Source organism: Micromonospora sp. CPCC 205546, assembly GCF_036902715.1.
Taxonomy (GTDB): Bacteria; Actinomycetota; Actinomycetes; order Mycobacteriales; family Micromonosporaceae; genus Micromonospora.
Map to the genome: position 1 here is coordinate 105,576 of NZ_JBAKHL010000010.1, position 25,656 is coordinate 131,231.

At 74.8% G+C, this 25,656-nt stretch carries 24 protein-coding genes; 14 read left to right on the forward strand and 10 right to left on the reverse strand.

The features are described 5' to 3' along the window. Window positions 1-6: 6 nt before the first annotated feature. The 3 genes from V6U77_RS08690 to V6U77_RS08700 form a co-directional block, all read right to left on the reverse strand. Window positions 7-978, reverse strand: a complete 972-nt coding sequence (locus V6U77_RS08690; RefSeq protein ID WP_334605710.1) for a carbohydrate ABC transporter permease — start codon at window positions 976-978, stop codon at window positions 7-9. A gap of 157 nt (window positions 979-1,135) precedes the next feature. Next, window positions 1,136-2,425, reverse strand: a complete 1,290-nt coding sequence (locus V6U77_RS08695; protein ID WP_334605711.1) for an ABC transporter substrate-binding protein — start codon at window positions 2,423-2,425, stop codon at window positions 1,136-1,138. A gap of 360 nt (window positions 2,426-2,785) precedes the next feature. Further along, complete coding sequence (locus V6U77_RS08700) at window positions 2,786-3,331, reverse strand: plasmid pRiA4b ORF-3 family protein (protein ID WP_334605712.1); 546 nt, start codon at window positions 3,329-3,331, stop codon at window positions 2,786-2,788. Between the two features lie 150 nt (window positions 3,332-3,481). Here V6U77_RS08700 and V6U77_RS08705 point away from each other — a divergent pair, with 150 nt between their 5' ends. The 10 genes from V6U77_RS08705 to V6U77_RS08750 all read left to right on the forward strand — a co-directional run bounded on the left by V6U77_RS08705 (window position 3,482) and on the right by V6U77_RS08750 (window position 15,172). Continuing rightward, window positions 3,482-4,228, forward strand: coding sequence for a pyrimidine reductase family protein (locus tag V6U77_RS08705; protein ID WP_334605713.1), 747 nt, complete (start codon window positions 3,482-3,484; stop codon window positions 4,226-4,228). Window positions 4,229-4,372: 144 nt separating this feature from the next. Next, window positions 4,373-6,127 carry an ATP-binding protein gene (locus tag V6U77_RS08710; protein WP_334605714.1) on the forward strand — a complete coding sequence of 585 codons (1,755 nt, stop codon included), beginning with the start codon at window positions 4,373-4,375 and terminating at the stop codon, window positions 6,125-6,127. A 67-nt stretch (window positions 6,128-6,194) separates the two neighbouring features. Next, window positions 6,195-7,346, forward strand: a complete 1,152-nt coding sequence (locus V6U77_RS08715; protein ID WP_334605715.1) for an exonuclease SbcCD subunit D — start codon at window positions 6,195-6,197, stop codon at window positions 7,344-7,346. Further along, window positions 7,346-9,820 (forward strand): SMC family ATPase, encoded by a 2,475-nt coding sequence (locus tag V6U77_RS08720; RefSeq protein WP_334605716.1) that lies wholly within the window; start codon window positions 7,346-7,348, stop codon window positions 9,818-9,820. The genes V6U77_RS08715 and V6U77_RS08720 overlap by 1 nt, the downstream gene beginning before the upstream one ends. Window positions 9,821-9,857: 37 nt before the next feature. Continuing rightward, window positions 9,858-10,817: a hypothetical protein gene (locus tag V6U77_RS08725; protein WP_334605717.1), complete on the forward strand. Its 960-nt coding sequence runs from the start codon at window positions 9,858-9,860 to the stop codon at window positions 10,815-10,817. Next, window positions 10,817-11,674, forward strand: a complete 858-nt coding sequence (locus V6U77_RS08730) for a spermidine synthase (RefSeq protein ID WP_334605718.1) — start codon at window positions 10,817-10,819, stop codon at window positions 11,672-11,674. Before V6U77_RS08725 ends, V6U77_RS08730 begins: the two co-directional genes overlap by 1 nt. Window positions 11,675-11,782: 108 nt before the next feature. Continuing rightward, on the forward strand, window positions 11,783-12,478 hold the full coding sequence (locus V6U77_RS08735) for a sigma-70 family RNA polymerase sigma factor (protein ID WP_334605719.1): 696 nt from the start codon (window positions 11,783-11,785) through the stop codon (window positions 12,476-12,478). Further along, window positions 12,475-13,254, forward strand: coding sequence for a zf-HC2 domain-containing protein (locus tag V6U77_RS08740; RefSeq protein WP_334605720.1), 780 nt, complete (start codon window positions 12,475-12,477; stop codon window positions 13,252-13,254). Before V6U77_RS08735 ends, V6U77_RS08740 begins: the two co-directional genes overlap by 4 nt. Before the next feature lie 219 nt (window positions 13,255-13,473). Then, on the forward strand, window positions 13,474-14,118 hold the full coding sequence (locus V6U77_RS08745) for a COG4315 family predicted lipoprotein (RefSeq protein WP_334605721.1): 645 nt from the start codon (window positions 13,474-13,476) through the stop codon (window positions 14,116-14,118). 133 nt (window positions 14,119-14,251) lie between these two features. Beyond that, window positions 14,252-15,172 (forward strand): DNA-3-methyladenine glycosylase family protein, encoded by a 921-nt coding sequence (locus V6U77_RS08750; RefSeq protein ID WP_334605722.1) that lies wholly within the window; start codon window positions 14,252-14,254, stop codon window positions 15,170-15,172. 124 nt (window positions 15,173-15,296) lie between these two features. Here V6U77_RS08750 and V6U77_RS08755 read toward each other — a convergent pair whose 3' ends face one another. Further along, window positions 15,297-15,800, reverse strand: a complete 504-nt coding sequence (locus V6U77_RS08755; RefSeq protein ID WP_334605724.1) for a DUF1990 family protein — start codon at window positions 15,798-15,800, stop codon at window positions 15,297-15,299. A 74-nt stretch (window positions 15,801-15,874) separates the two neighbouring features. On the opposite strand from V6U77_RS08755, the gene V6U77_RS08760 reads away from it, so the two are divergent. Next, window positions 15,875-16,366 (forward strand): GNAT family N-acetyltransferase, encoded by a 492-nt coding sequence (locus V6U77_RS08760; RefSeq protein WP_442934401.1) that lies wholly within the window; start codon window positions 15,875-15,877, stop codon window positions 16,364-16,366. Here the strand turns inward: V6U77_RS08760 and V6U77_RS08765 are convergent. Both V6U77_RS08765 and V6U77_RS08770 read right to left on the reverse strand, forming a co-directional pair. Beyond that, window positions 16,341-16,763, reverse strand: a complete 423-nt coding sequence (locus tag V6U77_RS08765) for an SRPBCC family protein (RefSeq protein ID WP_334605726.1) — start codon at window positions 16,761-16,763, stop codon at window positions 16,341-16,343. The two genes, V6U77_RS08760 and V6U77_RS08765, sit on opposite strands and share 26 nt — an antisense overlap. Before the next feature lie 141 nt (window positions 16,764-16,904). Further along, window positions 16,905-17,117 carry a hypothetical protein gene (locus V6U77_RS08770; RefSeq protein ID WP_334605727.1) on the reverse strand — a complete coding sequence of 71 codons (213 nt, stop codon included), beginning with the start codon at window positions 17,115-17,117 and terminating at the stop codon, window positions 16,905-16,907. A gap of 136 nt (window positions 17,118-17,253) precedes the next feature. Here V6U77_RS08770 and V6U77_RS08775 point away from each other — a divergent pair, with 136 nt between their 5' ends. Together V6U77_RS08775 and V6U77_RS08780 are read left to right on the forward strand one after the other, a co-directional pair. Further along, window positions 17,254-18,366 carry an ATP-dependent DNA ligase gene (locus V6U77_RS08775; protein ID WP_334605729.1) on the forward strand — a complete coding sequence of 371 codons (1,113 nt, stop codon included), beginning with the start codon at window positions 17,254-17,256 and terminating at the stop codon, window positions 18,364-18,366. A gap of 34 nt (window positions 18,367-18,400) precedes the next feature. Then, window positions 18,401-19,990 carry an alpha/beta hydrolase gene (locus V6U77_RS08780; RefSeq protein ID WP_334605731.1) on the forward strand — a complete coding sequence of 530 codons (1,590 nt, stop codon included), beginning with the start codon at window positions 18,401-18,403 and terminating at the stop codon, window positions 19,988-19,990. On the opposite strand, the gene V6U77_RS08785 is transcribed toward V6U77_RS08780, so the two are convergent. Next, window positions 19,917-20,429 carry a potassium channel family protein gene (locus V6U77_RS08785; RefSeq protein WP_334605732.1) on the reverse strand — a complete coding sequence of 171 codons (513 nt, stop codon included), beginning with the start codon at window positions 20,427-20,429 and terminating at the stop codon, window positions 19,917-19,919. The two genes, V6U77_RS08780 and V6U77_RS08785, sit on opposite strands and share 74 nt — an antisense overlap. A 74-nt stretch (window positions 20,430-20,503) precedes the next feature. Here V6U77_RS08785 and V6U77_RS08790 point away from each other — a divergent pair, with 74 nt between their 5' ends. Then, a complete protein-coding gene (locus tag V6U77_RS08790) occupies window positions 20,504-20,956 on the forward strand; it encodes a GNAT family N-acetyltransferase (RefSeq protein ID WP_334605733.1) in 453 nt (150 codons plus the stop codon). 162 nt (window positions 20,957-21,118) lie between these two features. On the opposite strand, the gene V6U77_RS08795 is transcribed toward V6U77_RS08790, so the two are convergent. From V6U77_RS08795 to V6U77_RS08805, 3 genes are all read right to left on the reverse strand, one after another. Then, complete coding sequence (locus V6U77_RS08795) at window positions 21,119-21,841, reverse strand: ABC transporter ATP-binding protein (protein WP_334605763.1); 723 nt, start codon at window positions 21,839-21,841, stop codon at window positions 21,119-21,121. 62 nt (window positions 21,842-21,903) lie between these two features. Next, window positions 21,904-22,902: an ABC transporter ATP-binding protein gene (locus V6U77_RS08800; RefSeq protein ID WP_334605734.1), complete on the reverse strand. Its 999-nt coding sequence runs from the start codon at window positions 22,900-22,902 to the stop codon at window positions 21,904-21,906. 2 nt (window positions 22,903-22,904) lie between these two features. Next, entirely contained in the window at window positions 22,905-25,652 is a 2,748-nt protein-coding gene (locus V6U77_RS08805) for an ABC transporter permease (protein ID WP_334605735.1), read from the reverse strand. Between the last annotated feature and the right edge of the window lie 4 nt (window positions 25,653-25,656).

The window sequence follows — 25,656 nt, forward strand, 5'->3', positions numbered from 1 at the left end:
CGTTCCTCACTTCACCGTGCGGCGGACGAGCAGGAAGTTGATCCCCGAGACGAGGGCGATCATCAGGAACATCGCCCAGGCGACCGCGGCGCCGTAGCCGGCGGTGTTGAGGTTCTCGATGCCCAGCTCGTACATGTACATGGCCAGGGTCTGGAACTCGCGCTGGTCGCCGCCGATGATGTTGCCGTTGGCGAAGACGAGCGGCTCGGTGAAGAGCTGGAGCCCGCCGATCGTGGAGAGGATCACCACGAAGACGAAGGTCGGCGTGAGCATCGGCAGGGTGATCCGCCAGAACTGCTTCCACTGGCTGGCGCCGTCGAGCGCCGCCGCCTCGTACAGGTCGCGCGGGATGGCCTGCATGCCCGCGAGCAGGATCAGGGTGTTGTAGCCGGTCCACCGCCAGTTGACCATGGAGGCGATGGCGGTCCAGGAGCTCCAGCGCTCGGCGTCCCAGTCGATCGCGTCGATCCCGACGAAGCTCAGCAGCCAGTTGATCACGCCGAAGTCGCGCTGGAAGAGCATGCCGAAGACGATCGCCACGGCGGCCACCGAGACCACGTTCGGCATGAAGATCGCCATCCGGAAGAACGTGCGGGCGCGCAGGAAGGTGCGGTTGAGCAGGTTCGCCAGGAACAGCGCGAGCAGCAGCTGCGGGATGGTCGACAGCAGGAAGATGCCGAACGTGTTGAGGGTGGCGTTCCAGAAGTACTCGTCCTTGACCAGGGCAACGTAGTTGTCGAAGCCGATGAAGCTGTGCTCGCCGATCAGGTTCCAGTCGTGCAGGGACATCCAGGCGGTCCGCAGCATCGGGTAGAGGCCGAAGATGCCGAAGACGACGAAGAACGGCGCGATGTAGAGGTACGGCGAGTACTTCAGGTCCAACCGGGTCAGCGAGTGCGACCGGGACCGGCGCCGCGCGGGCGGGCGGGGTGGCGGTGCGGCGGGTGACGGCGGCGCCGTCGTGGCCGAGAGGCTCATGCGGGGGTCCTTTCCCGGCGTCGGCGCGGGCGCGCGCCGACGCCCAGGCGCTGTTACGCGAAAACGGGACGGCGCCGATGGCGTCCGGGGGCGGAACGGGGACGGCGCGGTGGCGTCCGGGTGTGGGGACCCGGACGCCACCTGGCGACGAGGTGGGTCAGAAGGCGCCCTGCGTCTTGGCGTCCTTGGCGAACTGCTCCCAGGCCTTGTCCTTCGTGGCCTGCCCCTGCTCGTACGAGCGCAGCGCGGGCTCGAACGCGTTCTCCTTCACCGCCTGGTGCTTCGGGCCGAGGTGCAGCGGCTGGATCTTGGCGACGCTCTCACCGAAGATCTTGCCGGTCGGCGCGTTGTTGAAGTACTCGTTGGTGTAGGCGAGGAACTCCTGGTTCTTCAGCGCCTCCAGGTTGGTGGGCAGCGGGCCCTTGAGCTTGAACGCCGCCACCTGGCTCTGCGCGTTGGTCAGGTACTCGGCGAGCTTCGCCGCCTCCTTGGGGTACTTGCTCTGGGTCGGCACGCCGAGCCAGGAGCCACCCCAGTTGCCGGCGCCGCCGGGCACGGGCGCCACGTCCCACTTGCCCTTGTTCTCGGGACCGGAGTTGTCCGCGACGATGCCGAGCATCCAGGACGGGCAGAAGGTGGCCGCGAAGGTGCCCTGCTTGAAGCCGGCCGACCACTCCGGCGACCAGGTGGCCGTCTCGGCGGTGATGTTGGCGTCGGCCATCGCGACCGCGGTGTCCCAGGAGGTCTTCACCGCCGCGCTCTTGTCGGCCACGACGTTGTCGTCCTTGTCGTAGAACAGCTCGCCGCCCTGCTGGAACATGACCGCGCTGGCGGCGGTGGTGACCGAGTCGAGCAGGCCCTTGCCCGTGGCGGTGCGGTACTTCTTACCGGTCTCGATGAAGGCGTTCCAGTCGGGCCAGAGGGCCGCGACCTGGTCGCGCTCGACCGGCAGCTTGGCGGCCTGGAAGAGGTCCCGGCGGTAGCAGACGGCGAGGCTGCCGACGTCGGTCGGCAGGCCGATCAGCCGGCCGTCGGGCGCCTTGCCCAGCTCCCACTTCCAAGGCAGGTAGTCCTTGCTGTGGTCGGCGACCAGCGGGGCGAGGTCGGCCCAGTTGGCGGGGTTGGCCTTGAACTCGTTGAGGATGCCCTCTTCCAGGGCGACCACGTCGGCCGCGCCCTTGCCGGTGGCCAGCGCCCGGACGATCTTCGGCCGGTACTCGTTGAGCTGGGCGGTCTTGCGCAGCTCAACCTTGATGCCGGTGTCCTTCTCGTACTGCTTGATGATCTCGTCGTAACCGAACTCGCCGAACGTGTCGACGACCAGCTTGGCGGGCTTCTCGCCGGCCGCGGGCGCGTCGTCCTTGCCGCAGGCCGCGAGACCGCCGAGGGCGGTTATCGCGGCCAGGGCGGCAGCCGCCATGCGGGTGCGCCGCGTGGTGAGGCTCATCGGAGACCCCTCTTTCGGTGGTGAGGCTGACTGGGTGTGGTGGGGGGTGCCGTGCGCGCCGTCGACACCGGGCGGGGCCGGCGGTCGACGACCGGAGCGGGGCGCGGGTGAGTCGTGCCACATTCGCGGGAGCGCTCCCATGAGGTTGCCGGCAGGTGTCGGGAGTGTCAATAGGCCCGTGGGAGCGTTCCCAGATCGTTACCGCACGTACGTTTGCCGGTCCGGCCGGGCCGCGCCACCCGACCGGACCCACGCCACCTGGGGATCCGCCCGATGAAGCGGTTCAGCGCGTGCTACCAGGGGCGACGGGCACGCCGCGCAGCCGGCCGCGCACCCGTGGCAGGCGGCGGGGCGGAACGTTCAGCAGAAGCGACGCAGCAGGGTGCCGGCGCGGTGCGCGTCGAAGGCGGCCGGGTCGAACCGGTCGCCCACCCGGTCCCGCGTCCGCGGGTGCTCCGGGTGCCCCGGGTCCGCCAGCACGGCCAACAGCGCCTGGTAGCCGGCCGGGCCGCCGACGTCCTCCGGCGGGCACGCCCGCTCGCCGTCCGGACAGGACGGGTACCGCTCGTCCGGGTCGGCGGTGAAGGCGTCCTCGACCACCAGGTCGTGCTCCCACCAGTCGCCGAAGTCGTACGTGTAGTGCAGGCGGCTGCCCTTGCCGACGACCGCGTCGAGCCGGACGTCCAGCTCGTCGTGCAGGGCCAGCTCGCCGTCGGGGTCGGGCTCGCCGTACTGGCGGCCCTCGATCTCGAACGAGTGCAGGTGACAGTCCCGCCAGCCCATGGCGTGCTGCACCACCCGATGCAGCCGGTCCAGGGTGTAGCCGCCGGGGACGAGCACCCGGCGCCAGACGGACGGCCGGACCCCGGCCAGGGAAATCTTCAGCTGGAAGATCTGACGCGGCATGCTGTCCCATCCTTCCTCGGCATAGGCTGCGGGCATGATCTGCCGAGCGTGCCGGGCCAGGCGGCACGACGACTGTCCGGGGCGCAACTGGTGCGACTGCCAGCACCGTACCCCCCGACCCACCCCTCCGGTCACGGGTCCGGCCGGCGAATGAGCGTCGGAATCCCGATCTCGGCGCTCTGGCCGCAGCCGTCGGCGCGTCCGCTGGACGACGCCGCCCTCACCGCCTTCTACGGCCGGGCCGACCGCCCCCACCTGCGGGTGAACTTCGTGACCAGCGTCGACGGCGGCGTCTCCGTCGACGGCTACTCCGCCGGGCTCTCCGGGGAGCCGGACAAGCGCGTCTTCGGGCTGCTGCGCATGCTCTGCGACGCCCTGGTCGTGGCCGCCGGCACGTTGCGGCACGAGGGCTACCGGGCGGTACGCCTCGACGAGCGGCGCCGGGCGTGGCGCCGCGGGCACGGCCTGCCCGAGTACCCGACGCTGGTCGTCGTCTCCGGCTCGCTGGACCTCGACCCGGCGCAGGCCGCGTTCGCCGACGCGCCGGTGCGGCCCGTGGTGCTCACCCGGGCCGACGCCGTGGCGTCGCCCGGCCTGACCGGGGTCGCCGACGTGGTGCGCTGCGGCGACGACCGGGTCGACCTCGCGGCGGGCCTGGCCGAGCTGCGCCGCCGCGGGCTCGACCAGGTGCTCTGCGAGGGCGGCCCGCACCTGTTCGGCGCGCTCACCGCCGCCGACCTGGTGGACGAGGTCTGCCTCACCGTCGCCCCGCTGCTCGCCGGGGCGGGCCCGGGGCGGATCACCGCCGGTGCCGCCAGCGACGTACGCCATCTGCCGCTGCGGCACGTGCTCGCCGCCGCCGACGGGGTGCTCATGCTCCGCTACGCACGCGACTGACCGTGCTCGCGCGGGCACGCTGCGGCTGAGGGCCGCCGACGGCCGCGTGGCGTCCGCCGCGTCGCGTGGCGACCTGTCGTACTCCTCGGGCAGGATGCAGGGCGTGTGCCCCGACCGCGACGACCAGCCGACCGGAGTTGCCCGATGACTGACGACGGGTTCGACGGCCCGGGCGAGGTGGTCGGCCGGGTGCTGGGCACCGCCGACGCCACCCCCCTGCAGTTCTGGACCGCGGTCTCGCCCGGCAGCTACCTGCAGCTCGACGACGTCGTGGTGACCCGCCGCGAGCTGCCCGACCGCGAGCCGGTGACGATCGCCGGGGTGGTCACCCAGGTCCGCGCCCGGCACGAGGGCGCCCAGTTCGACTCCGACGTCTTCGCCATCGCCGACGGCACCCTGCCCGCCCAGGTGCAGGAGGCCGCCGAGGTCACCACCACCCGCGTCGACCCGGAGCTCTACGTGCCGCCGACGCCCGGCGCCGTGGTGCACCGCGCCGAGGGCGACGCCCGGGCCCGGGCGCTGCACTTCGACCGGATGGAGCGGCGCATCCCGATGGGCATGGGCCGCGACGGGGTGCCGGTCTACCTCAACGCCGACTTCCTCGACGGCAGCCGGGGCGCACACGTGTCGATCTCCGGCATCTCCGGGGTCGCCACGAAGACGAGCTTCGCCACCTTCCTGCTCTACTCGGTCTTCCGCTCCGGCGTGCTCGGCGGCGACGCGGTCAACGCCAAGGCGCTCATCTTCAACGTCAAGGGCGAGGACCTGCTCTTCCTCGACCATCCCAACACCCGGCTCGACGACCCCACCCGCGCCGCCTACGCGAAGCTCGGCCTGGTCGCCGGCGCCTTCCCCGACGTGCGGGTCTACGCCCCGCCGAGGGTCGGCGACTCCACCGGCACGCCCGACGTGAGCAGCCGGCTCACCGGGGTGGACAGCTTCTACTGGACGCTCGCCGAGTTCTGCGCCGACCGCCTGCTGCCCTACGTGTTCGCCGACGCCGACGACGAACGCCAGCAGTACACGATGGTGGTGCACTCGGTCACCGCCCACCTGGCCCGCCACGCCCAGCCCGCCGACGGCGGCATCAGCATCGACGGGGTGCGGCTCGGCTCGTACGCGGACCTGGTCGACCACGTCGTCGAGCAACTCAACGACGACGAGACCCGATCCGACTGGGCCGGCAGCGCCGTCGGGCTGGGCACGGTCAACGCGTTCGCCCGCCGGCTGATCGGCAGCAAGAAGGACCTGTCCCGGCTGATCCGGGGCGACCTGGCCACCCGCCGCCCGCACTCGATCAACACCGCCGAGAGCGCCCAGGTCACCGTCGTCGACCTGCACAACCTCCCCGACCGCGCGCAGCGGTTCGTGGTCGGCGTGACGCTCAAGAGCGAGTTCGAGCGCAAGGAGAAGTCCGGCACCGCCAAGCCGCTGCTCTTCGTGGTGCTCGACGAGCTCAACAAGTACGCCCCCCGCGAGGGCTCCTCCCCCATCAAGGAGGTGCTGCTCGACATCGCCGAGCGGGGTCGCTCGCTCGGGGTGATCCTGGTCGGCGCCCAGCAGACGGCGAGCGAGGTGGAGCGGCGGATCGTCACCAACTCGGCGATCCGGGTGGTGGGCCGGCTCGACCCGGCCGAGGCGTCCCGCCCGGAATACGGCTTCCTACCGCCCGCCCAGCGGCAGCGCGCGCTGCTGGCCAAGCCGGGCACGATGTTCGTCAACCAGCCCGACATCCCGGTGCCGCTCTGCCTGGAGTTCCCGTTCCCGGCCTGGGCCACCCGGGTCTCCGAGGCCGGCCGCGCCCCGTCGGAGACGCTCCGGTCGATCACCCAGTCCGCCGACCCGTTCGCGGTCGTGGGCTCCGGCGGCGGCACCAGCGACGACGACATCCCGTTCTAGGGGAGACACCGGTGAGCGCGAGGAGTGAGCTTGCGAGCCCCGCAGTCGCGAACGAAAGGCTGGCACCGTGAAGATCCTGCACACCTCCGACTGGCACGTCGGCAAGGTCCTCAAGGGGCAGTCGCGGGCCGAGGAGCACAAGCGGGTCCTGGCCGGCGTGATCGACGTCGCCCGCGCCGAGGCGCCCGACCTGGTCATCGTCGCCGGTGACCTCTACGACACCGCCGCGCCGTCGCCCGAGGCCACCCGGCTGGTCACCCGGGCGCTCACGGCGCTGCGCCGCACCGGCGCCGACGTGGTGGCCATCGGCGGCAACCACGACAACGGCCAGGCCCTCGACGCGCTGCGGCCCTGGGCCGAGGCCGCCGGGATCACGCTGCGCGGCGGGGTCCGGGACAACCCGGACGAGCACGTCGTCGACGGTACGACCGCCGGCGGCGAGCGCTGGCGGCTGGCCGCGCTGCCGTTCCTCTCCCAGCGCTACGCCATCCGCGCCGTGGAGATGTACGAGCTGACCGCCGCCGAGACCACCCAGACCTACGCCGACCACCTGGGCCGGGTGCTGGGCCGGCTGACCGAGAGCTTCACCGAGCCGGACCGGGTGCACCTGGTCACCGCCCACCTGACCGTGGTGGGCGCGACCACCGGCGGCGGGGAGCGCGACGCGCACACCGTGCTGGGCTACGCGGTGCCGGCGACCGTGTTCCCGGGCACGGCGCACTACGTGGCGCTGGGTCACCTGCACCGCTCGCAGCGGGTGCAGGGCCCCTGCCCGATCCGCTACAGCGGCAGCCCGCTGGCGGTCGACTTCGGCGAGCAGGAGAACGTGCCGTCGGTGACCGTCGTCGAGGTCACCGCGACCACGGCGGCGCAGGTGCGGGAGGTGCCGGTGACCGCCGCCACCACGCTGCGCACCGTCCGGGGGACCCTGGCCCAGCTCGCCGAGATGCAGGTCCCGGACGAGGCCTGGCTGCGGGTGTTCGTCCGCGAGCAGCCGCGCGCCGGGCTGCGCGAGGAGGTGCAGGAGCTGCTCCCCTCGGCGTTGGAGATCCGGATCGACCCGGAGCTGGTGCCCGCCCCGGGCGGCGGCGCCCGGGCGGCGCAGCGGGCGGGCCGCTCGCCCCGGCAGCTCTTCGCCGACTACCTGGACAGCCGGGGGCACACCGACGACGGGGTGCGGGAGCTCTTCGACGAGCTCTTCGAGGAGGTCGACCACTGATGCGGCCGATCCGGCTGGACATGGCGGGCTTCACCGTCTTCCGCGACGAGACCACGATCGACTTCACCGACGCCGACTTCTTCGCGCTGGTCGGGCCGACCGGCTCCGGCAAGTCGACGGTGCTCGACGCCATCTGCTTCGCCCTCTACGGCACCGTGCCCCGCTGGGGTGGGGCGCGGGGGCTGGCCAACGCCCTGGCGCCGTCGACCACCGAGGGGCGGGTCCGGCTGGTCTTCGAGTCCGCCGGCTCCCGCTACGTGGCGACCCGGGTGGTCCGCCGGGACGGCCGGGGCAACGTCAAGACGGCCAACGCCGGGTTGCAGCTGATGCCGGCCGGCTTCGACGTGACCAAGCTCGACACCGGGCTGAGCCCGGACGACCTCGGGGAGGTGGTGGCCGGCACCCCCGCCGAGATGGAGGAGGCGGTGCTGGAGGCGGTCGGGCTGCCGTACGAGCAGTTCACCAGCTGCGTGGTGCTGCCGCAGGGGCAGTTCGCGGACTTCCTGCACGCCAAGCCCGCCACCCGGCAGCAGATCCTGGTCAACCTGCTGGGCCTCGGGGTCTACGAGGACGTGCAGAAGCGGGCGACCGCGCGGGCCACGCAGGCCGAGGCGAAGCTGGAGGCGGTCGACCGGGCGCTCGCCGGGCTCACCGACGTCGACGACGCCGCGCTCGAGGCGGCGACCGGGCAGGTCGACCGGATGCGGGAGCTGGCCGGGGTGGTGGCGAGCGCCGTACCGGAGCTGGCGGCGGCCCGGGCGACGGCGCGCGAGGCGGGCGCGGTCCTGGCGGCGCTCGACGCCGATCTGGCGGTGCTGGCCGCCGTGCGCGCGCCGGACGGGGTGGCGGAGGTGGCCCGGGCGGTCGCGGCGGCGCGGGCCGGCGCGGACGAGGCGGCGACGGTGGTGTCGCTGGCCGAGGAGCGGGAGGAGAAGCTGCGCGGCGAGCTGGCCGCCGCCGGTGACGAGAGCGCGCTGCGGCTGCTGCTGCGCGCGCACACCGACCGGGAGAAGCTGGCCGGCGAGGCGGCGGCGGTGCGCGCGGCGGTGACCGGGGCGCAGGCCGAGCACGGCGCGGCGGTCGCGGCGCTGGCCGAGGCGCGGGCGGCGGCCGAGCGGGCCGAGGCGGAGCTGGAGGCGGCCTTCCGCGCCCACGAGGAGGCGAAGGCGACGGACCAGGCGGTGGCGCTGCGCGCGCACCTGCGCGCCGGGGCGTCCTGCCCGGTCTGCGAGCAGACCGTGGCGGCGGTGCCGGCGGTGCCGGCCGACTCGGCGGTGGCCGCCGCGACGGCGGCGGGACGGGCGGCGCGGGCCGCCAGCAAGGCCGCCCAGTCGGTGGTGCAGGAGCGCGACGGCGCGGCCCGGGAACTGGAGCGGGTGCTGGTGCGCGCGCGGGCCCGGCAGGACCAGGTGCAGGCCCGGCTGGCCGAGCTGGACGACCAGCTGGCCGGGTCGGCCGAGCCGGCGGTGCTGCGCCGTGAGCTGGACGACCACGCGCGGCTGCGCCGGGCGTTGGAGGAGTCGGCGGCGGCGGTGCGGGCGGGCCGGGACGCCGCCCGGCGGACCCGGGCGGCGGTGGACGCCGCCGAGGAGCGGCTGCGGGCGACCTGGCGGGCGTTCGACGCGGCCCGCGACGGGCTGGCCCGGTTCGGGCCGCCGGCGGCGGACCGGGACGACCTGGGCGCCGCGTGGGCGGTCCTCACCGGATGGGCCGGCGAGGAGGCGCAGCGTCGCCGCGCGGAGCGGGCCGGGCGGGCCACGGCGGTGGCGCAGGCCGAGGCGGTGGCCGCCGGGGTCGGCGAGCGCATCGCGGCCGTCCTCGCCGCCGCCGGCCTGCCGCCCGCCGACGATCCGGTACGCGCCACCGATCGCGCCCTGCAGCGGGCCGAGGCCGACCTGCGCGAGCTGGAGCGGCGCCGGGAGCAGGCCGGTGGCCTGCGCGAGCAGCGGGCCGGCTACGAGCGCCAGGCGCAGGTGGCGCGGGCCCTCGCGGGGCACCTGCGGGCCAACAACTTCGAGCGGTGGCTGCTCGCCGAGGCGTTGGACCTGCTGGTCGACGGCGCCTCGGGCATCCTGCGGGAGCTCTCCGGCGGGCAGTACGACCTGGTGCACGACAAGGGCGAGTTCTTCGTGGTCGACCACCACGACGCGGGGCTGCGTCGCGGCGTGCGCACCCTCTCCGGCGGGGAGACCTTCCAGGCGTCGCTGGCGCTGGCGTTGGCCCTGTCGGAGCAGCTCGCGGGGATGTCCACGACGGCGGCGAGCCTGGAGTCGATCGTGCTGGACGAGGGCTTCGGCACGCTCGACGCGGCCACCCTCGACACGGTGGCCGCCACGCTGGAGAACCTGGCCGCCCGGGGCGACCGGATGGTCGGCGTGGTCACCCACGTGCCGGCCCTGGCCGAGCGCATCCCGGTCCGCTTCGAGGTCAGCAAGGACGCCCGGTCGGCCCGCGTCGAACGGACCGGCCGGTGAGCGGGGCCCCGGCGCGCGTGACGGGAGGTCCGCCGCGGTGACCGATCCCCGGTTCTTCGTCGACGCGTGGGATCCCGCGTACGGCGCCTCGTTCGAGGCGGGCGGCGGCGGTCCCGCCGCGCCGAGCAGCGCCCAGGTCGACCCGGACGCCGAGCTGCCGGCGGTGGACTGGCGGGCGATCGGGCCACGCCCCGACGTGCGCGCCCCCGACGTGGTGCTGCTCGTCGACGGGGTGCGCCGCATCGACGCGAGCGTGTGGACGGCGGAGGAGGACGGGGCGTCCTTTCCCGGCCTGGCCGCCTCGTACGCCGCCGGCGTGGTCCGCTGCGACCTGGAGCGCGGCGCGGCGCAGCTCGCCGGCGCCCGGGTCGGTCGGGGGTTGTTCACCGCCAGCCCCTCGGCGGTGGACGTGGTGGCCGGCAGCGTCCGCTACCCCGTGCACCGGGTCAGCGGCACGGGCGAGCTGAACAAGCTCCCGGCCGCCGTGCAGGGGCCGCTGACCGCGCTGGAGGTGGAGGTCTCGGGGGCCGCCCGCACGGACGGGGACCTGCTGGTGGTCGACGGTCCGCTGCGCAACCGGCGGCAGTTGCCGCGCACCCTCGGCTACATCAAGACGCAGCACAGCCAGTACCTGGACGCCCGGCTGACCGCCGTGGTCACCGGGTTGGCGGCCGGCGAGCGCTCCCCGGTCTTCAAGCTCGGCACCGCCTGGGGCGGCTGGTCGTGGTACCTGCGGCTGCCGGTCGCCCTCGGCGCGCCGTGGGCGGGCATCGTCCGGATGGAGTGCTCCGCCGAGCTGGGCATCGACGAGGCGGTGGGCCTGGCCGACCTGTCGCTGGTCACGCTGCCCCGGTTCGCCTCCACCCCCTACAAGGACCCACGGGCGCCGCAGAACCTGATCCCGATCGCCGGCCTGGAGCGGCGGCTGCGGGCGCTGCTCGGCGACGCGCGGCTGCTGCACCGGGTGCTCACCGCCGCCGCCCGGGGACGGCGCTGATGGGCCGCAGGCGGGCGACCGACACGGTGGCCACGCGGGTGGACACCGGCCAGGCCGAGCTGGTGCCGGATCCGGACCGGCCGGGGTCGTGGACCCTGCTGCTGGACGGCGCCCCGCAGTCGCACGTGGATCTCGACGATCCCACGCACCTGGAGTTCGAGTACGTCCGGCGGCTCGCCGCCGCGATCGACCTGGTGGCGCCGGCCGGCGCGCCGCTGCGGGTGCTGCACCTCGGCGGCGGCGCGCTCACCCTGCCCCGCTACGTGTCGGCCACCCGGCCCGGCTCCACCCAGCGGGTGGTCGAGGTGGACGGCGCGCTGGTGGAGCTGGTCCGTCGGGCCCTGCCGTGGCAGCCGGATCCCCGGCTCAAGGTCCGGGTGGCCGACGCGCGCACGGTGCTCGCCGCCAGCCGCGACGCCAGCTACGACGTCGTGCTCGCCGACGTCTTCGCCGGTGCCCGCACCCCGGCCCACCTGACCTCGGTGGAGTACGCCGCCGAGGTGGCCCGGGTGCTGCGTCCCGCCGGCTTCCACCTGGCGAACGTCGCCGACGGCCCGCCGCTGCGCCACGCCCGGCGGCAGGTGGCCACGGTCCGGTCGGTGCTGCCCCGGGCCTGCCTCGTCGGTGACGCGGCGGTGCTGCGCGGGCGGCGGCACGGCAACCTGGTGCTGGTGGCCGGGCGGGTCGAGCCGCCGGTGCCGGAGCTGACCCGGCGCGCCGCCGGGGACTGGTTCCCGGGCCGGGTGCTGGCCGGCGAGGAACTCGACCGCTTCGCGGGCGGTGCGGCGGTGGTGCGCGACGCCGACGCCACCGACTCGACCCCGCCGCCGCCCGGCATCTTCTCCGTGCGACGTTGACCGCGATCTTTTCCGGGGGCCGTTGATCCGTTCGCGCCGGCGTTGCGTACCACCGGGCGGCCGTACCCGTGGGGGACGGCCGATGTCATCGGACACCCGGAGGTCTGCATGCATGCGGTGGCGGCCGGTTGGCACGGCGACGGGGCGCGCGGGGACTGGTTGTCCGCGCGGTCCCAGTCCCGGCCGGGCACGGCGGCCCGTGGGGTCGACGCCCGCGAGGCGCCTCGCCAGAATGGGCCGGTGACGCCGAGATCCGCCCCCGGGCGCCACCAGGCGACACCGTCCACGGAGGCGGGTCACTCGGACCGGTTGATCCGGTTGCTCTACGCCGAGCACGCCGGGCCGCTGCTGGCGTTCGTCATGCGGCTCACCGGCGGCGACCGGCAGCGGGCGGAGGACATCGTCCAGGAGACGCTGCTGCGGGCGTGGCGCAACGCGCACCGGCTGGGCGCGCAGGGGCAGGGCTCCCTGCGGCCGTGGCTGGTCACGGTCGCCCGGCGCATCGCCATCGACGAGCACCGCAGCGTGCAGGCCCGGCCGGCCGAGACGTACGACCGGGACCTGACGGCGTTCGCCGAGTCGGACAGCACCGACCGGGTGCTGCGCACGATGACGGTGGCGGACGCGCTGCGTACGCTGAGCCAGTCGCACCGGGAGATCCTGGTGGCCACGTACTTCCGGGGTCGGACGGTGCCGGAGGCGGCGGAGGAGCTGGGCCTTCCGCTCGGCACCGCCAAGTCGCGGGTCTACTACGCGCTGCGCGCGCTGCGCACGGCCCTGCAGGAACGGGGGGTGACGGAATGAGCCGGGCGGACCACATGGACGTCGCGGCGTACGCGCTGGGCGTGCTGGACGAGCGCGACACGGAACGGTTCGAGGAACACCTCGCCACCTGCTGGGCGTGCGCGGCCGAGTTGGAGACGATGGTGCCGGTCGCCGGCCTGCTCTCCGACATCGACGGCGAGACGATGGCCGCGATGGAGCAGGCGCGTACGGATCCGGCCCTGCTGGACCGGACGCTGGTCGCGGTCCGCGCCCACCGGCGGCGCAACCGGGTCCGGCAGCTGCTCGCCACGGCGGCCGCGGTGCTGGTGCTCGGTGGCCTGACCGGGCTCGGCCTCGTCAGCGTCGTCGGCGACGACGCGCCCCGGGTGGTGGCCGAGCCGGCCGCCACGGCGCCGGTCGACCCGCCCACGGTCAGCCGCTCCAGCGACCCGAACGACCCGGACATCGGCGGGACGCTGCCGGAGGGCGACCCCGTCAACGTCGTCGACCCGACCACCGGCGTCGAGGCGACCTTCTTCGTGGTGTCGAAGGACTTCGGCACTGCCGTGGACTTCATCCTCGCGAAGTTGCCCGGCCCCCGGACGTGCCGCCTCGTCGTGGTGCGCAAGAACAACAGCATCGAGGTGGTCTCCACCTGGTCGGTGCCCGGCACCGGGTACGGCACCAACGCGCGCCCCGAGAAGCTGAGCCTGTCGGCGTCGACGTCGACGCGGCTGAGCGACGTCAAGCAGTTCCAGGTGCAGTCGGTGGACGCCGGTGGGGTGGCGAGCCCGCTGGTCACGGTGCAGATGTAGCACCCGTCGCGGCATCGGCGCCGGTCGGCACGACGACCGGCGCCGATGCCGCCTGCCGTTTCCGGCAGTTGTCCCGCGGTGTTCGCCCTCGTCGCGGAAACGAATTCACGGCCCTTTCGGTTCAACGATTCTCCGTGACATCGACCACGGTTTCGCATTCAACTTTGACAGTGCCCGCTGCCGTATCAACCGGTGAACCGCCATTACCGAGGAGGGCACGTGGCACAGATGAAGCGAACCGTCATCGTCGCGAGTGCGATGGTCGCGTTGACGGCCTGCGCTCCCGCGGGTTACGAAGGGGCGAACCCGGGCGCCGCCGAACCGGTCGCCGTGACCGCCGCCGAACCCACCGCGGCGGCCGAGCCCCAGACCTCGCCGTCCCCGGCCGCTCCGGCTGCCGACGCGCCGCCCGCCGACGCGGACCTGACCGAGGAACTGAACGGCCGGAAGGTCGCCCGGATGGGCAGCGTGGTCACCGACCAGGACGGCTGGATCCTCTACCGCTTCGACAAGGACAGCAACGACCCGCCCTCGTCGAACTGCGTCGACAAGTGCGCCCAGGTGTGGCCCCCGGCGCTGACCGACGGCGACCCGGAGCTCAACGGCGTCTCCGACGACAAGGTCGGCACCGTGACCCGTCAGGACGGCAGCCGGCAGCTCACCCTCGACGGCTGGCCGCTGTACCGCTACGTCGGGGACAAGAAGCCCGGCCAGTGGAAGGGCCAGGGCGTCGGGGGCACCTGGTTCGTGGTGGCCCCGGACGGCAGGAAGAACCTCAGCTGCCTGCCGACGGGCACCCCGAAACCGGTCGCCCCGCCGGCCGGCCAGCAGGCCGGGCAGGGCGACCCGAACTACTCGTACTGATTCCCGGGGACCGGTGGCCGGTCGCAGCCGCGGGACGGCCTGGCCGGTCACCGCACGCCGGCCGGCGTGGGCGACGCCGCCGCGCGCCGGCGGTGTCGCCGGTCACGGGGCGGGGACGTGACAGCATGTGCGGGTGACCGGGACCGAACCCACCGCGCGTCGGGAGCTGCGCCCGCCCGCCGGGTACCGGCTGGCCGCGTCGGTGCGGACGCTGACCTTCAGCCCGTACGACCCCTGCGCGCGGGTCGCGGCCGGCACCTTCTGGTGGGCCGCCCGCACCCCGGACGGTCCGGCCACCCTCGCGCTGCGGCCGGCCGGCGGCGCCCTGCTCGCCGAGGGCTACGGCCCGGGCGCCGACCGGGTGGTGCAGCGGGCGGACGCGGTCGCCGGGCTCCGCGACGACGTGTCCGGGTTCGCGGCGCTCGCCGCCGCCCACCCCGTGGTGGCGCGGCTCGCGGCCCAGTACCGGGGGCTGCGGATGCCGGCCACCGGGCAGGTCTTCCCCCGGCTGCTGCGGGCGGTCTTCGAGCAGAAGGTGACCGGCAAGGAGGCCTACCGGGCGTACGCGGCGACGGTGCGGCACTTCGCCGAGGCGGCGCCCGGACCGATGCAGCCGCTGCTGCTGCCGCCGGACCCGGCGGCGGTGGCCGCCACGCCGTACTGGGTGTTCCACCCGTTCGGCGTGGAGCAGCGCCGGGCCGAGACGCTGCGGCGCGCGGCGGCCGTCGCCGACCGGCTGGAGCGCTGCGCGGACTCCGCCGAGGCCACCCGTCGGCTGACCGCGATCGCCGGCATCGGCGCGTGGACCGCCGCCGAGGTGGTGCGGATCGCGTACGGCGACCCGGACGCGGTCAGCGTCGGCGACTTCCACGTGCCGAACACGGTCACCTGGGCGCTGGCGGGCGAGCCGCGCGGCGACGACGCCCGGATGCTCGCCCTGCTGGAGCCGTTCCGGGGGCACCGGGGGCGGGTCTGCGTGCTGCTGGCGGCGGGCGGCGTCCAGGCGCCGAAGTACGGCCCGCGGATGCCGATCCGCTCCTTCGCCCGGTTCTGACCGGGTCCCGCCGCCCCGGCGGGCTTCGCGCCCGGGGTGCCACCGCTGTGCGGCGCGGCGACGGCCGGCATGCGGGTCGTCGTGGAGGGCCGCGACGACGGCCGACGGGTGGGGGCGGTGCGGGTCAGGGGCGCGCGCAGAGGCGGCGCAGGGTACGCCCGAGCCACCAGGCGTACGCCCGCTGGAAGGCCCGACCGGCCGGCCCCGCGGCGCGCATGACCCAGCGGTCCGGGCGGCTGAACGCGAGCACCTCGAACCAGACGCGGCCGGCGGCGTCGCGGCTGACCACGAACGCCTCCTCGCCGCGCGCCGGGTGTCCGGGCAGCGTGCCGTAGCCGAAGCCGGCGCGCCGCCCGTCGTCGACGGCCCAGACCACCTCGCAGGGCGCGGCCAGCCGCAGCGCGCCGACGCCCAGCCCGGAGACCACCCGGACCCCGGGCGCGGCCCGCTCGGCGCCGGCGTCGATGCGGATGCCGGCCGCCCGGTGCAGGCGCCAGCCGAGCACGGCGTCCCCGGCCGCCGCGAAGCAGGAGTCGGGCAGCCGGACGCGGTGGCGCACGTGCCGCCAGCCGGCCGGCAGTTCGCCGGTCTCGGTGGCGCCCACGTGCGGATAGGTCAGGGCCGGCACGGCTCACCCCCACGGCTCGACGGACACCGCCAGCGTACGGGCGCACGTCCGGCGGCCTGTGGTTGGCTGTCGCGGTGATCACCGAGCCGCGCATCGTTCCCGCCGACGTCACGGACGCCGGAGAGATCCTCACCGTGCAGCGCGCCGCGTACCTGACCGAGGCACAGCGCTACACCGATCCGTTCCTGCCCCCGCTGACCGAGACCCTGGACGAGGTGCGGGCCGCGCTGGCGGGCCCCGCGACCGTGCTCGCCGCCCGGCTCGGCGACCGGCTGGTCGGCTCCGTGCGGGCGCACGTCGACGGCGACACCGCGCACGTCGGGCGGCTCTCCGTCGCCCCGGACCAGCAGGGCCGGGGCGTCGGCGGGCGGCTGTTGCGCGCGGTGGAGGCGGCCTGTGCCGCCCGGGTACGCCGCTTCGCGCTCTTCACCGGCGCCGACAGCGCGCAGAACCTGCGGTTGTACCAGCGGCACGGCTACCGGGTCGTCGGGCACCGGCCGGACCCGAACGGCATCCGGCTCGCCCTGCTGGAGAAGGCGGTCAGTCCCGCTCGCAGCGACGCCTGAGCCCGTCGGCCTCCTGTCGCAGGTAGCGACGCATCAGGTCGCCGTAGAGCCAGCCGACGGGCCCGGCCAGCGGCCCGGACTGCGTGAGCGCCAGCTCGACGCGGCTGCGTCCGTCGGGCAGCGGCAGCACCCGGTGCTCGCCGATGGTGCGCACCCCCGGGCTGCCCGAGACCCAGGTGAACGACCGCCCCTCGGTCAGCTCCGTGACCCGCCACACCGCCGCTCGCAGCTTCGGCTGCGCGAGCCGGGCGGTGGCGCCCGGCGTGAGCGGCCCCGGCTCCCCCCGGAGCGCCCGGCGCACCGAGGGCGTCCACTCCGGCCACCGCTCGACGTCCACCAGCACCGCCCAGACCCGTCCGGCCTCGGCGGCCACCTCCGTACCGGCCTCGAACCTCATCGCGTCCCCTCCCCGTGGTGGCGCCCGGCGGCGCCGCTGCCAGTCTCGACGAGGCCGCGGGGCGGATCGTGACAGGGGCCGTCGCACCGGACGGGCCGGCGCCGGGCCGAGCGGGGTCCGCCGGGCTCGGCCGCCGCCGGGTCAGGCGGCCTCGCGCAGGTCGGCCAGCCCGAGAGGGGTACGCCGACGCAGCAGCTCCTCCAGCTCCGCCACGGAGCCGACCTCGCCGAGCACGTCCTTGCCCCCGCCGAACCGGCGGGGATAGCGGCGCACCAGGCGGTAGCGGTAGCGGCCCCGGATCAGCTCGACGCTGACCCGCCACCGTCCGCAGCACCCGCAGGCCCACTCCGACACCCCGCGAAAGTAGCTCTGACCTGCGGTTTCCTGATTCGCCCGGTGCGGTACGGGCAGCGCGCGACCGGACACGCCGCCCGTTCACCGCGCGTGATCTGCCTCACGACTGTCGGTGCGGTCTGGTTGACTGGTCGCCGTGAAGCTGCCGATCTCCCCGCCGGTCGAGCCGATGCTGGCCAAGAGCGTCGCACGGGTGCCGACCGCGCCCGGGATGACCTACGAGCCGAAGTGGGACGGCTTCCGGTGCATCGTGTTCCGCGACGGCGACGAGGTCGAGCTGGCCAGCCGGGGCGGCAAGTCGATGACCCGCTACTTCCCCGAGGTGGTCGAGCAGGCGCGCCGCCAGCTTCCCCGACGGTGCGCGGTCGACGGCGAGCTGATCGTGATCCGGCGCGACGGCCCGGACGGGCAGCCCCGGCTCGACTTCGAGCTGCTGGCCCAGCGCGTCCACCCCGCCGCGTCCCGGGTGAAGCTGCTGGCCGAGACCACGCCCGCCGACTTCGTCGCCTTCGACCTGCTCGCCCTCGACGACGAGACGCTGCTCGACGAGCCCTATCCCCGGCGTCGGGCCCGGCTGGAGTCGGCGCTGGCCGGGGTCCGCCCGCCGGTGCACGTCACCCAGGTCACCACCGACGTCGACACCGCCCACCGCTGGTTCGACGTCTTCGAGGGCGCCGGCCTCGACGGTCTGATCGCCAAGCCGGCCGACCTGCCCTACGAGCCGGGCAAGCGGCTCATGTTCAAGGTCAAGCACGCCCGCACGGCCGACGTGGTGGTGGCCGGCTTCCGCTGGCACAAGTCCGGTCCGGTGGTCGGCTCGCTCCTGCTCGGCCTGCACGACGACGACGGGGTCCTGCACCACGTCGGGGTGAGCGCGTCGTTCACCATGGCCCGCCGCGCGGAGCTGCTGGAGGAGCTGGAGCCCTACCGCGACGTCGGCGCCGACCACCCGTGGGTGCACGGCGACCACGAGCGCGGCCAGCGCCTCCCCGGCGGGGTGAGCCGCTGGACGGGCACCCGCAACCTCGAGTGGGAGCCGCTGCGCCCCGAGCTGGTGGTCGAGGTCGGCTACGACGCCATGGAGGGCGACCGGTTCCGACACACCGCCCGGTTCGTCCGCTGGCGGCCCGACCGTGATCCCCGCTCCTGCCGCTACGACCAGCTCGAGCGGCCCGTACGGTTCGATGTGGACCAGGTGCTGCGCGGCGATCCCACGGTGACCGTGGGGCCCGCCACCGGTCCGGCGTAGCCTGGCCGTCGACTCGACCACGAAAGGCCCGCTCGTGACCCGCACCCCCGACCGGATCCGCCGCTTCCGGCTCGCCCTCGTCGGGCTGGCCGCCGCCGCGCTGGTCGCCGCCGGCTGCACCCTGCCGGCGATCGCGCCCCGGACGGAGGCCGGCGGCGAGGCCGCCGCACCCGGCACCACGCCCACCTGGCGGGCCTGCCCGGAGGTGGCCGAGGAGTTGGTCGGGCGCCGGGCCGCGAACATGCGCTACGAGTGCGCGCGGATCAAGGTGCCGCGCAACTGGGGCACGGACGCGGGCGGCGGGGCCACCACCGGCCCGGGCGCCGGGCAGACCTTCGAGATCGCGCTGCTGCGGGCCCGGTCGACCAAGCAGCGCGACCGGATCGGCTCGCTGGTGATCAACCCGGGCGGTCCCGGCGGCTCCGGCGTGGACACGGCCGTCTACCTCTCCTTCGGCCCGGCGTTCGGCGGCCTGCCGGCCTCGGTCACCGACCGGTTCGACATCGTCGGCTTCGACCCGCGCGGGGTGTCCCGGTCCAGCCCGGTCGAGTGCATCCCCGACGCCGAGCTGGACGCCAGCTTCGGCTACGACCCCGACCCCCGGAGCCAGGAGTCGTTCGACGGGTTCGTCGCGCTCAGCCGGAAGATCGGGCGCGGCTGCGGCGAACGCTACGGCGACCAGTTGCCGCTCTACGGCACCGAGCAGGCCGCCCGGGACATGGACGCGGTCCGCGCCGCCGTCGGCGACGACAAGCTGACCTACCTCGGCTACTCCTACGGCACCCTGCTCGGCGCCACCTACGCCCAGCTCTACCCCCGGCGGGTGCGGGCGCTGGTGCTCGACGGCGCGGTCGACCCGCGGCAGGGTCTCATCGCCGGCTCGGAGGGCCAGGCCAAGGGCTTCGAGCGGGCCTTCGGCAACTTCACCACGTGGTGCGCGGCCAACGCCGGGCGCTGCCCGATCGCCCCGGACGCCCGGGCCGCGGTCACCTCGGCGATCGACAAGGCGCGGGTGTCCCCGGTGCGCGGCGACGACGGCCGGGAGGCCACCGCGGGCTGGGTCTTCTACGCGATCATCTCGTCGCTCTACACCGAGTCGGGGTGGCAGGAGCTGGCGGGCGCCATCGACAAGCTGGAGGGCGGCGACCCGAAGGACGTGTTCCGCCTCGCCGACGCGTACGCCGACCGGGACGCCGACGGGCGCTACTCGAACATGTTCGACGCCAACCTGGCGATCAACTGCGCCGACGAGCAGGAGAAGCCGAGCCACGAACGGATCCGGCAGCTCCAGTCGCAGTGGCGCGCGAAGTACCCCCTGTTCGGCCCGGCCCTGGCCGTCGGCCTGCTCTCCTGCGCCGAGTGGCCCGGGGGGCGCGACCCGTACCCGACGGGCCCGGCCGCCGGGGCGCCGCCGATCCTGGTGGTGGGCACCACCGGCGACCCCGCGACGCCGTACGAGCAGACCCCGGCGCTGGCCGCGATGCTGGGCGTGGGCCGGGTGCTCACCTGGGAGGGCGAGGGGCACACCGCGTACCCGCAGACCTCCTGCGTCACCCAGGCGGTCGACGCCTACCTGATCGACCTGGTCGTGCCCAGGGAAGGGCTGCGCTGCCCGGCCCGCTGACCGGTCGCTCCGGCGGCAGGTCGGGCAGGTCGATGCCCTGCCGGGCCGCCATCTCCTCCAGCAGCGCCCGCATCCGGCGCACGTCGGCCTTCAGCTGCTCCTGCTCCTCGTGCTCGAAGGCGTCGTCGTCGACGATGAGCTGACTGGCGAAGTGCGCGGTGATCAACGGGATGACCAGCAGCACCATGGTCGAGATGAGCAGCGCGGCGAGGGTACGGCCCTGCCAGCTCACCGGGGAGATGTCGCCGTAGCCGACGGTGGACGCGGTCACCACCGCCCACCAGACGGCGTCCGCCGGGCTGCGCTTCTCCACGTGGCCGTAGATCACGCCGGCCACCACGATCATCAGCAGGTAGGAGATGATCAACGTACGGGGCGAGTTGGCGAACCAGACCAGCCCCCGGTAGATCAACCGGAACGGCAACAGCAGGACGTCCATGGACAGTCATGTTGCACCCCGCACGCGAGCGCTGCCCGCCCATCGGTCCGGCTCACTGTGCCACGCTGAGCCGCATGAGTGACGTGATCTTCCGCGAGGCCGTCCGAGCCGACCTGCCCGCCGTGATCGCCCTGCTCGCCGACGACGTGCTCGGCAGGACCCGCGACCTCACGGAGGTCGACGCCGCGTACGAGAAGGCGTTCGCCGACATCGACGCCGACCCGCGCAACCAGCTGATCGTCGCCGACACGGACGGTGAGCTGCTCGGCTGCATGCAGCTCACCTACATCCCCGGCCTGGGCCGGCACGGCGCGGAACGGCAGCTCATCGAGGCGGTCCGGGTCCGCTCCGACCTGCGCGGGCGTGGCCTCGGCCGGCAGATGATCACCTGGGCGATCGACCAGGCGAGGCGGCGCGGCTGCGCCCTGGTCCAGCTCACCACCGACAAGGCCCGCCACGACGCCCACCGCTTCTACCTCGGCCTGGGCTTCCTCCCCACCCACGAGGGCATGAAACTCCCGCTCTGACCCACCCCTCCCACCCCCGCCCCGCCCCCTGATCCCGTCGATCATGCAGTTGTGCTGCTCGACAAAAGGGATAGGCCAGATGAAATGCCCCACCACAACTGCATGATCGACGCGGGGAGGGCGGAAGGGCGGGAGGGGGGACGGGAGGGGAAGACGGGCGGGTCAGGTGGGGAGGAGGTGGCCGTCGCGGAGGGTGAGGACGCGGTCGGCGAGGTCGATCAGGGCCGGATCGTGGGTGGCCACCAGCGCGGTCATGCCGCGGGCGTGCACGACCGCCCGGAGCAGGTCCATGATCGACCGGCCGGTCTCGGAGTCGAGTTGACCCGTGGGTTCGTCGGCGATCAGCAGGTCGGGCTCGTTGGCCAGGGCCCGCGCCACCGCCACCCGCTGCTGCTGCCCGCCCGAGAGCTCGTACGGCCGCTGGCCCGCGTGGCCGCCGAGGCCCACCAGCTCCAGCAGCACCGCCACCCGTTCCTCCCGCTCGGCCGCCGGGACCCGCGCCAGCCGCAGCGGTACGCCGACGTTCTCGGCGGCGGAGAGGATCGGCACCAGCCCGAAGGTCTGGAACACGAAGCCGACGGTGCCGCGGCGCAACTCCAGCAGCTCCTTCTCCCCGGCGCCGGTGACGTCGTGCCCGGCGACCACCACCCGGCCCGAGTCGGGCCGGTCCAGCCCACCGACCAGGTTCAGCAGGGTCGTCTTGCCCGCCCCGGAGCGGCCCCGCACGGCGACCAGTTCGCCCCGCCCGGCCGAGAACGAGACGTCCCGTACGGCGTGCACGGCGTGCTCGCCGCGGCCGAACGTGCGGTTGACCCCCTCGACCCGGACCACCTCGTCGACGACCGTGGCGCCGACCGCCGCTCCGTCGGTGCTCCCCGCGCCCACCAGCGCGACGTCGGCGACCTCCGCCCCGGCCTGCCGTCCGGCCCGTGCCGCGTCCCGCTCGCTCACTGCTTCGCCTCCCGCTCGTCCTGCGGCCGGTCGCCCGGGCGCACCTCCACGTGGTCCGGTTCCAGGTTGAGCCGCACCCGGTCGCGCAGCGACAACGCGTCCACGAACGGTGCCGGCAGCTGCAACCGGCCGCTGCGGTCGAGCACGGCGTACTCCTCGCTGACCAGTTCGGTGCTGCCGTCCGCGCCGATCCGCGCGGTCCGGCGTACCTCCGAGGCGGTCCGGCCGTCGCGGATCGCGACGGTGCGGCGGACCTGGGTGGCGACGGCGTGGTCGTGGGTGACCACCACGATGGTGACGCCCAGCTCCGCGTTGATGGTGCGCAGCGCCCCGAAGACGTCGGCCCCGGTCGCCTCGTCCAGCTCACCGGTCGGCTCGTCGGCGAAGAGCACCTCGGGATCGTTGGCCACCGCCACCGCCACCGCGCAGCGCTGCTGCTCGCCACCGCTGAGCTGCCCGGGCCGCCGGTCGGCGCAGTGAGCCACCCCGACCATGTCCAACAGCTCCCGGGCCCGTTCGCGGCGGGCCCGCCGGCCACCCCGCCGCCCGGCGAGGCGCATCGGCAGCTCGACGTTCTCCAGCGCCGACAGGTACGGCAGCAGGTTGCGGCCGGTCTGCTGCCAGACGAACCCGACCATCTTCCGCCGGTAGCTCAGCCGCCGCCCGGCGGAGAGGTTGAGCAGGTCGTACTCCCCGACGCGGGCGATGCCGGCGGTCGGGGTGTCGAGCCCGGAGAGGATGTTCAGCAGCGTCGACTTGCCGGACCCGGAGGCGCCCACGATCGCCACCAGCTCACCCCGGTCGATGACCAGGTCGAGCCCCTGCAGGGCGACCACCTCCATCCCCTCGGTCTTGAAGATCCGGACCAGTCCGTCGCAGACGATGTGCCCACGCAACCGGTCCCGGCCGCCGGCCCGCTGCGCCGCACGCTCGGCGGCCCGCTGTTGCAGGGCGGCCAGGTCCGGCACGGCGGTGGTCTCCGCGGTAGCCGTCATTGTCAGTTCTCCTCTCCGAGCCGGAGCACCTCACCGAGGCGCATCCGGCGGTTGTTCAGGGCCTCGACGGCGACCGCGAAGCCGAGGGCGAGGGCCCCGAGCGCGACGACGGCGACCAGCAGGCCGGGCTCGAACGCCACCCGGACCTCGACGCCGTCGGTGAAGGCGGACAGGCCGAGCACCGGCGTCAGCAGCAGCGGCAGGGCCGTGCCGACCAGCGCACCGGTCACCACCGAGACGCCCACCAGCGGAGCCAGTTCCACCAGCAGCAGCCCGCGCCACTGGCGTCGGGACAGGCCGAGGGTGCGCAGCCGGGACAGCACCTGGCCGCGCTCGCGGGCGCCGGCGAGCACCGTGAAGGCGATCGCGAGCAGGCCCAGCGCCGTCCCGCCGGCCGCGCCGGCGGCGAAGCCGAAGGCGAGCACCCCGTTCGCGCCGCCCTCGCCCACCTGGCGACGGATGTCCGCGAAGGTCAACACCTCCACGCCGCGCGGGGGCTCCCGGCCAACCACCGTCCCGCCGGTCTGGAAGCGGGACTGCCCCGCGTCGCCGACCCGGCGCAGGACGTCGGCGTCCAGGTCGTCGCCGGTCACCAGGAAGCCGGTCGGCACGGCGGCGTAGTCGCGGCGGGGCAGGGACTGCCAGGGCAGGAGCACGAAGCGGCTGCTGTCCGCGCGCAGCAGCGGGAAGCTCTCCACCTGCCCGGCGACCCGGAACTCGTAGCGCTGGCCCTGGGCGCCGACGAAGGCGGAGCCGGCCAGGCCGGCGCCGGCCAACTCGGCGGCGACCGTCGGGGAGACCACCGCGGGCAGCGGACCGGCTCCCCCGGCGGGGGCGAGCAGCGCCATGGGCACCGACACGTCGACGTCGGCCTGCTCGACCATCCGCGCCAGGGCGGGACCGTCGACCATGAGCACGGTCACCCCGCCGAGCCGGGTGTCGGTGCCGACCGCGTCCTTCGCGAGGCGCTGGCCCGCCTCGTACAGCACCGGGCTCGCGGCCCGGACCCCTGGCAGCCGCTCCAGCTCGACGCCCGTGTCGGGGGCGATCCGGTCCCCCAGGATCAGGGCGTCGGTCGGGACCACCCGGCTGGCGGCCCGGTCCCGGCTCGCCTCGATCCCGGCGGCGGTCACCGCGCAGAACGCCGCGGTCGCGATGGCCAGCACGACGACCACCAGCGGCACGGCGACGACCGACCGGCCGGCCCGGGCGGTGCCCAGGAAGGCCACGCTGCCCCGGGCCCGGGCCGCGAGCCGACTGACCAGCCGCAGCGGCCACGGGTACGCCCGCATCGCGACCACCGCCGCGGCGACGGCCAGCAGCACCGGGACCGAGACCAGCAGCGGGTCGACCTCCCCCGGGGTGAGGCCGCGGCGGCGCAGCAGCACGACCGCGAGACCCGCGAGGACCAGCAGTCCCGCCTCCATGGTGAGCCGACGCACGCCGGGGCGCGACCGGACGAGGTCGCGTCGCCCGGCGCCGCCGGTGGACGCGGCGAGGGTGGCCACCGGCAGCGTCGCCGCCACCAGGACGGTCGCGGCGACGGCGAGCCACCACGTCTCCCCCGGTGTCCCGGGGGCGAGACTGCCGACCAGCCAGCCGAGCGCTCCGGCGGGCGGCACCACCAGCAGTGCCTCGGCCAGGCTGCGGCCGGCGCTCGTGGTCCTCGCCCCGCCCCGGGCGCGCAGCAGGGCGAACTCCGCCCGGCGTCGGCGCACGAGCAGCCCGGCGGCCAGCACGACGAGCCCCGCCAGCGTGGCCAGTACGCCCGCGGCGATCACCCCGAGCACCGTCCGGGCGCTGTCCACCTCGGCGGAGAACTGCCGCAGCGGAATGTCCAGCCCCTGGACGACGTTGCGGCCGGCCGACTCCCGGGTCAGCTGCTGCAGGCCGTCGATCACCTGGTCCAGCTCGCGGACGTCGATGCCGTCGGCACCCATGCGGTAGCGCCAGTTGTACGTCAGCGGCCAGCCTGCGACGGCCTGACGATTCAACGCGGCGGCGTCGACGACCCCCACGGCGATGAAGGGATCGCCGTCCGAGGGCGGCTCGCCCACCCGCAGCAACGGCGGCAGGCCGTCCCAGAACCCGTCGGTGTCGTCGCGGGGCGCGAAGAGACCGACCACGTCGACCGGGGCGCGGAGCGGGGCAGCGGGTGAGACGGGTCCCGGCGCGGCGAGGGTGAGCCGGCTGCCGACCCGCAGGTTCAGCTGGCGAGCCACGTCGGCGGCCAGCGCCACCTGCACCGGCCCGCCCTTCGGCGCGTCGGCCGGCCAGCGCCCCTCGACCAGCGTGCCGGCCTCCTCGGTGCCGGGCACGGCCCGCAGGCCGAGGTCGACCAGGAGGTTCTTCGCCGCCAGGTCCGGGCCGACCACCCGGCTGGGCCTGGTCTCCGCGGTGAACCACCGCCGTTCGACCATCCGGCGTACGACCGGCGGCATCCCGGCCTCCAGCGTCGCCAGGTCGCCCTGGCGGGTGGCCACCGGGGAGCCGCCCTCATTCGTCGGGACGAGCGGACCGGTCGAGTACGTCACGTCCCGCTGCTGCGCCGGCACGGTGCCCAGGTGCGCCCGCAGACCCTTCTCGGCGTGCCCGTTGACGATCCTCGGCACCCCGCTGATGATCAGCGTGGCGACCAGCGCCAGCGCGGCGAGCAGCAGGAACTGCCCGCCGTACGCCCCTACCCGGCGGACGACCGCCCCGATGCTCACCACGCCCCGGCTCCGATCCCGCTCGTCCCTACGTTCCACCCGG

Excerpts from the sequence above, each read along its gene's own strand:
- V6U77_RS08690 (WP_334605710.1), bottom strand. The coding sequence starts at position 978 with ATGAGCCTCTCGGCCACGACGGCGCCGCCGTCACCCGCCGCACCGCCA.
- V6U77_RS08695 (WP_334605711.1), bottom strand. The coding sequence starts at position 2,425 with ATGAGCCTCACCACGCGGCGCACCCGCATGGCGGCTGCCGCCCTGGCC.
- V6U77_RS08700 (WP_334605712.1), bottom strand. The coding sequence starts at position 3,331 with ATGCCGCGTCAGATCTTCCAGCTGAAGATTTCCCTGGCCGGGGTCCGG.
- V6U77_RS08705 (WP_334605713.1), top strand. The coding sequence starts at position 3,482 with ATGAGCGTCGGAATCCCGATCTCGGCGCTCTGGCCGCAGCCGTCGGCG.
- V6U77_RS08710 (WP_334605714.1), top strand. The coding sequence starts at position 4,373 with ATGACTGACGACGGGTTCGACGGCCCGGGCGAGGTGGTCGGCCGGGTG.
- V6U77_RS08720 (WP_334605716.1), top strand. The coding sequence starts at position 7,346 with ATGCGGCCGATCCGGCTGGACATGGCGGGCTTCACCGTCTTCCGCGAC.
- V6U77_RS08730 (WP_334605718.1), top strand. The coding sequence starts at position 10,817 with ATGGGCCGCAGGCGGGCGACCGACACGGTGGCCACGCGGGTGGACACC.
- V6U77_RS08735 (WP_334605719.1), top strand. The coding sequence starts at position 11,783 with ATGCATGCGGTGGCGGCCGGTTGGCACGGCGACGGGGCGCGCGGGGAC.
- V6U77_RS08740 (WP_334605720.1), top strand. The coding sequence starts at position 12,475 with ATGAGCCGGGCGGACCACATGGACGTCGCGGCGTACGCGCTGGGCGTG.
- V6U77_RS08765 (WP_334605726.1), bottom strand. The coding sequence starts at position 16,763 with ATGAGGTTCGAGGCCGGTACGGAGGTGGCCGCCGAGGCCGGACGGGTC.
- V6U77_RS08785 (WP_334605732.1), bottom strand. The coding sequence starts at position 20,429 with ATGGACGTCCTGCTGTTGCCGTTCCGGTTGATCTACCGGGGGCTGGTC.
- V6U77_RS08790 (WP_334605733.1), top strand. The coding sequence starts at position 20,504 with ATGAGTGACGTGATCTTCCGCGAGGCCGTCCGAGCCGACCTGCCCGCC.
- V6U77_RS08800 (WP_334605734.1), bottom strand. The coding sequence starts at position 22,902 with ATGACGGCTACCGCGGAGACCACCGCCGTGCCGGACCTGGCCGCCCTG.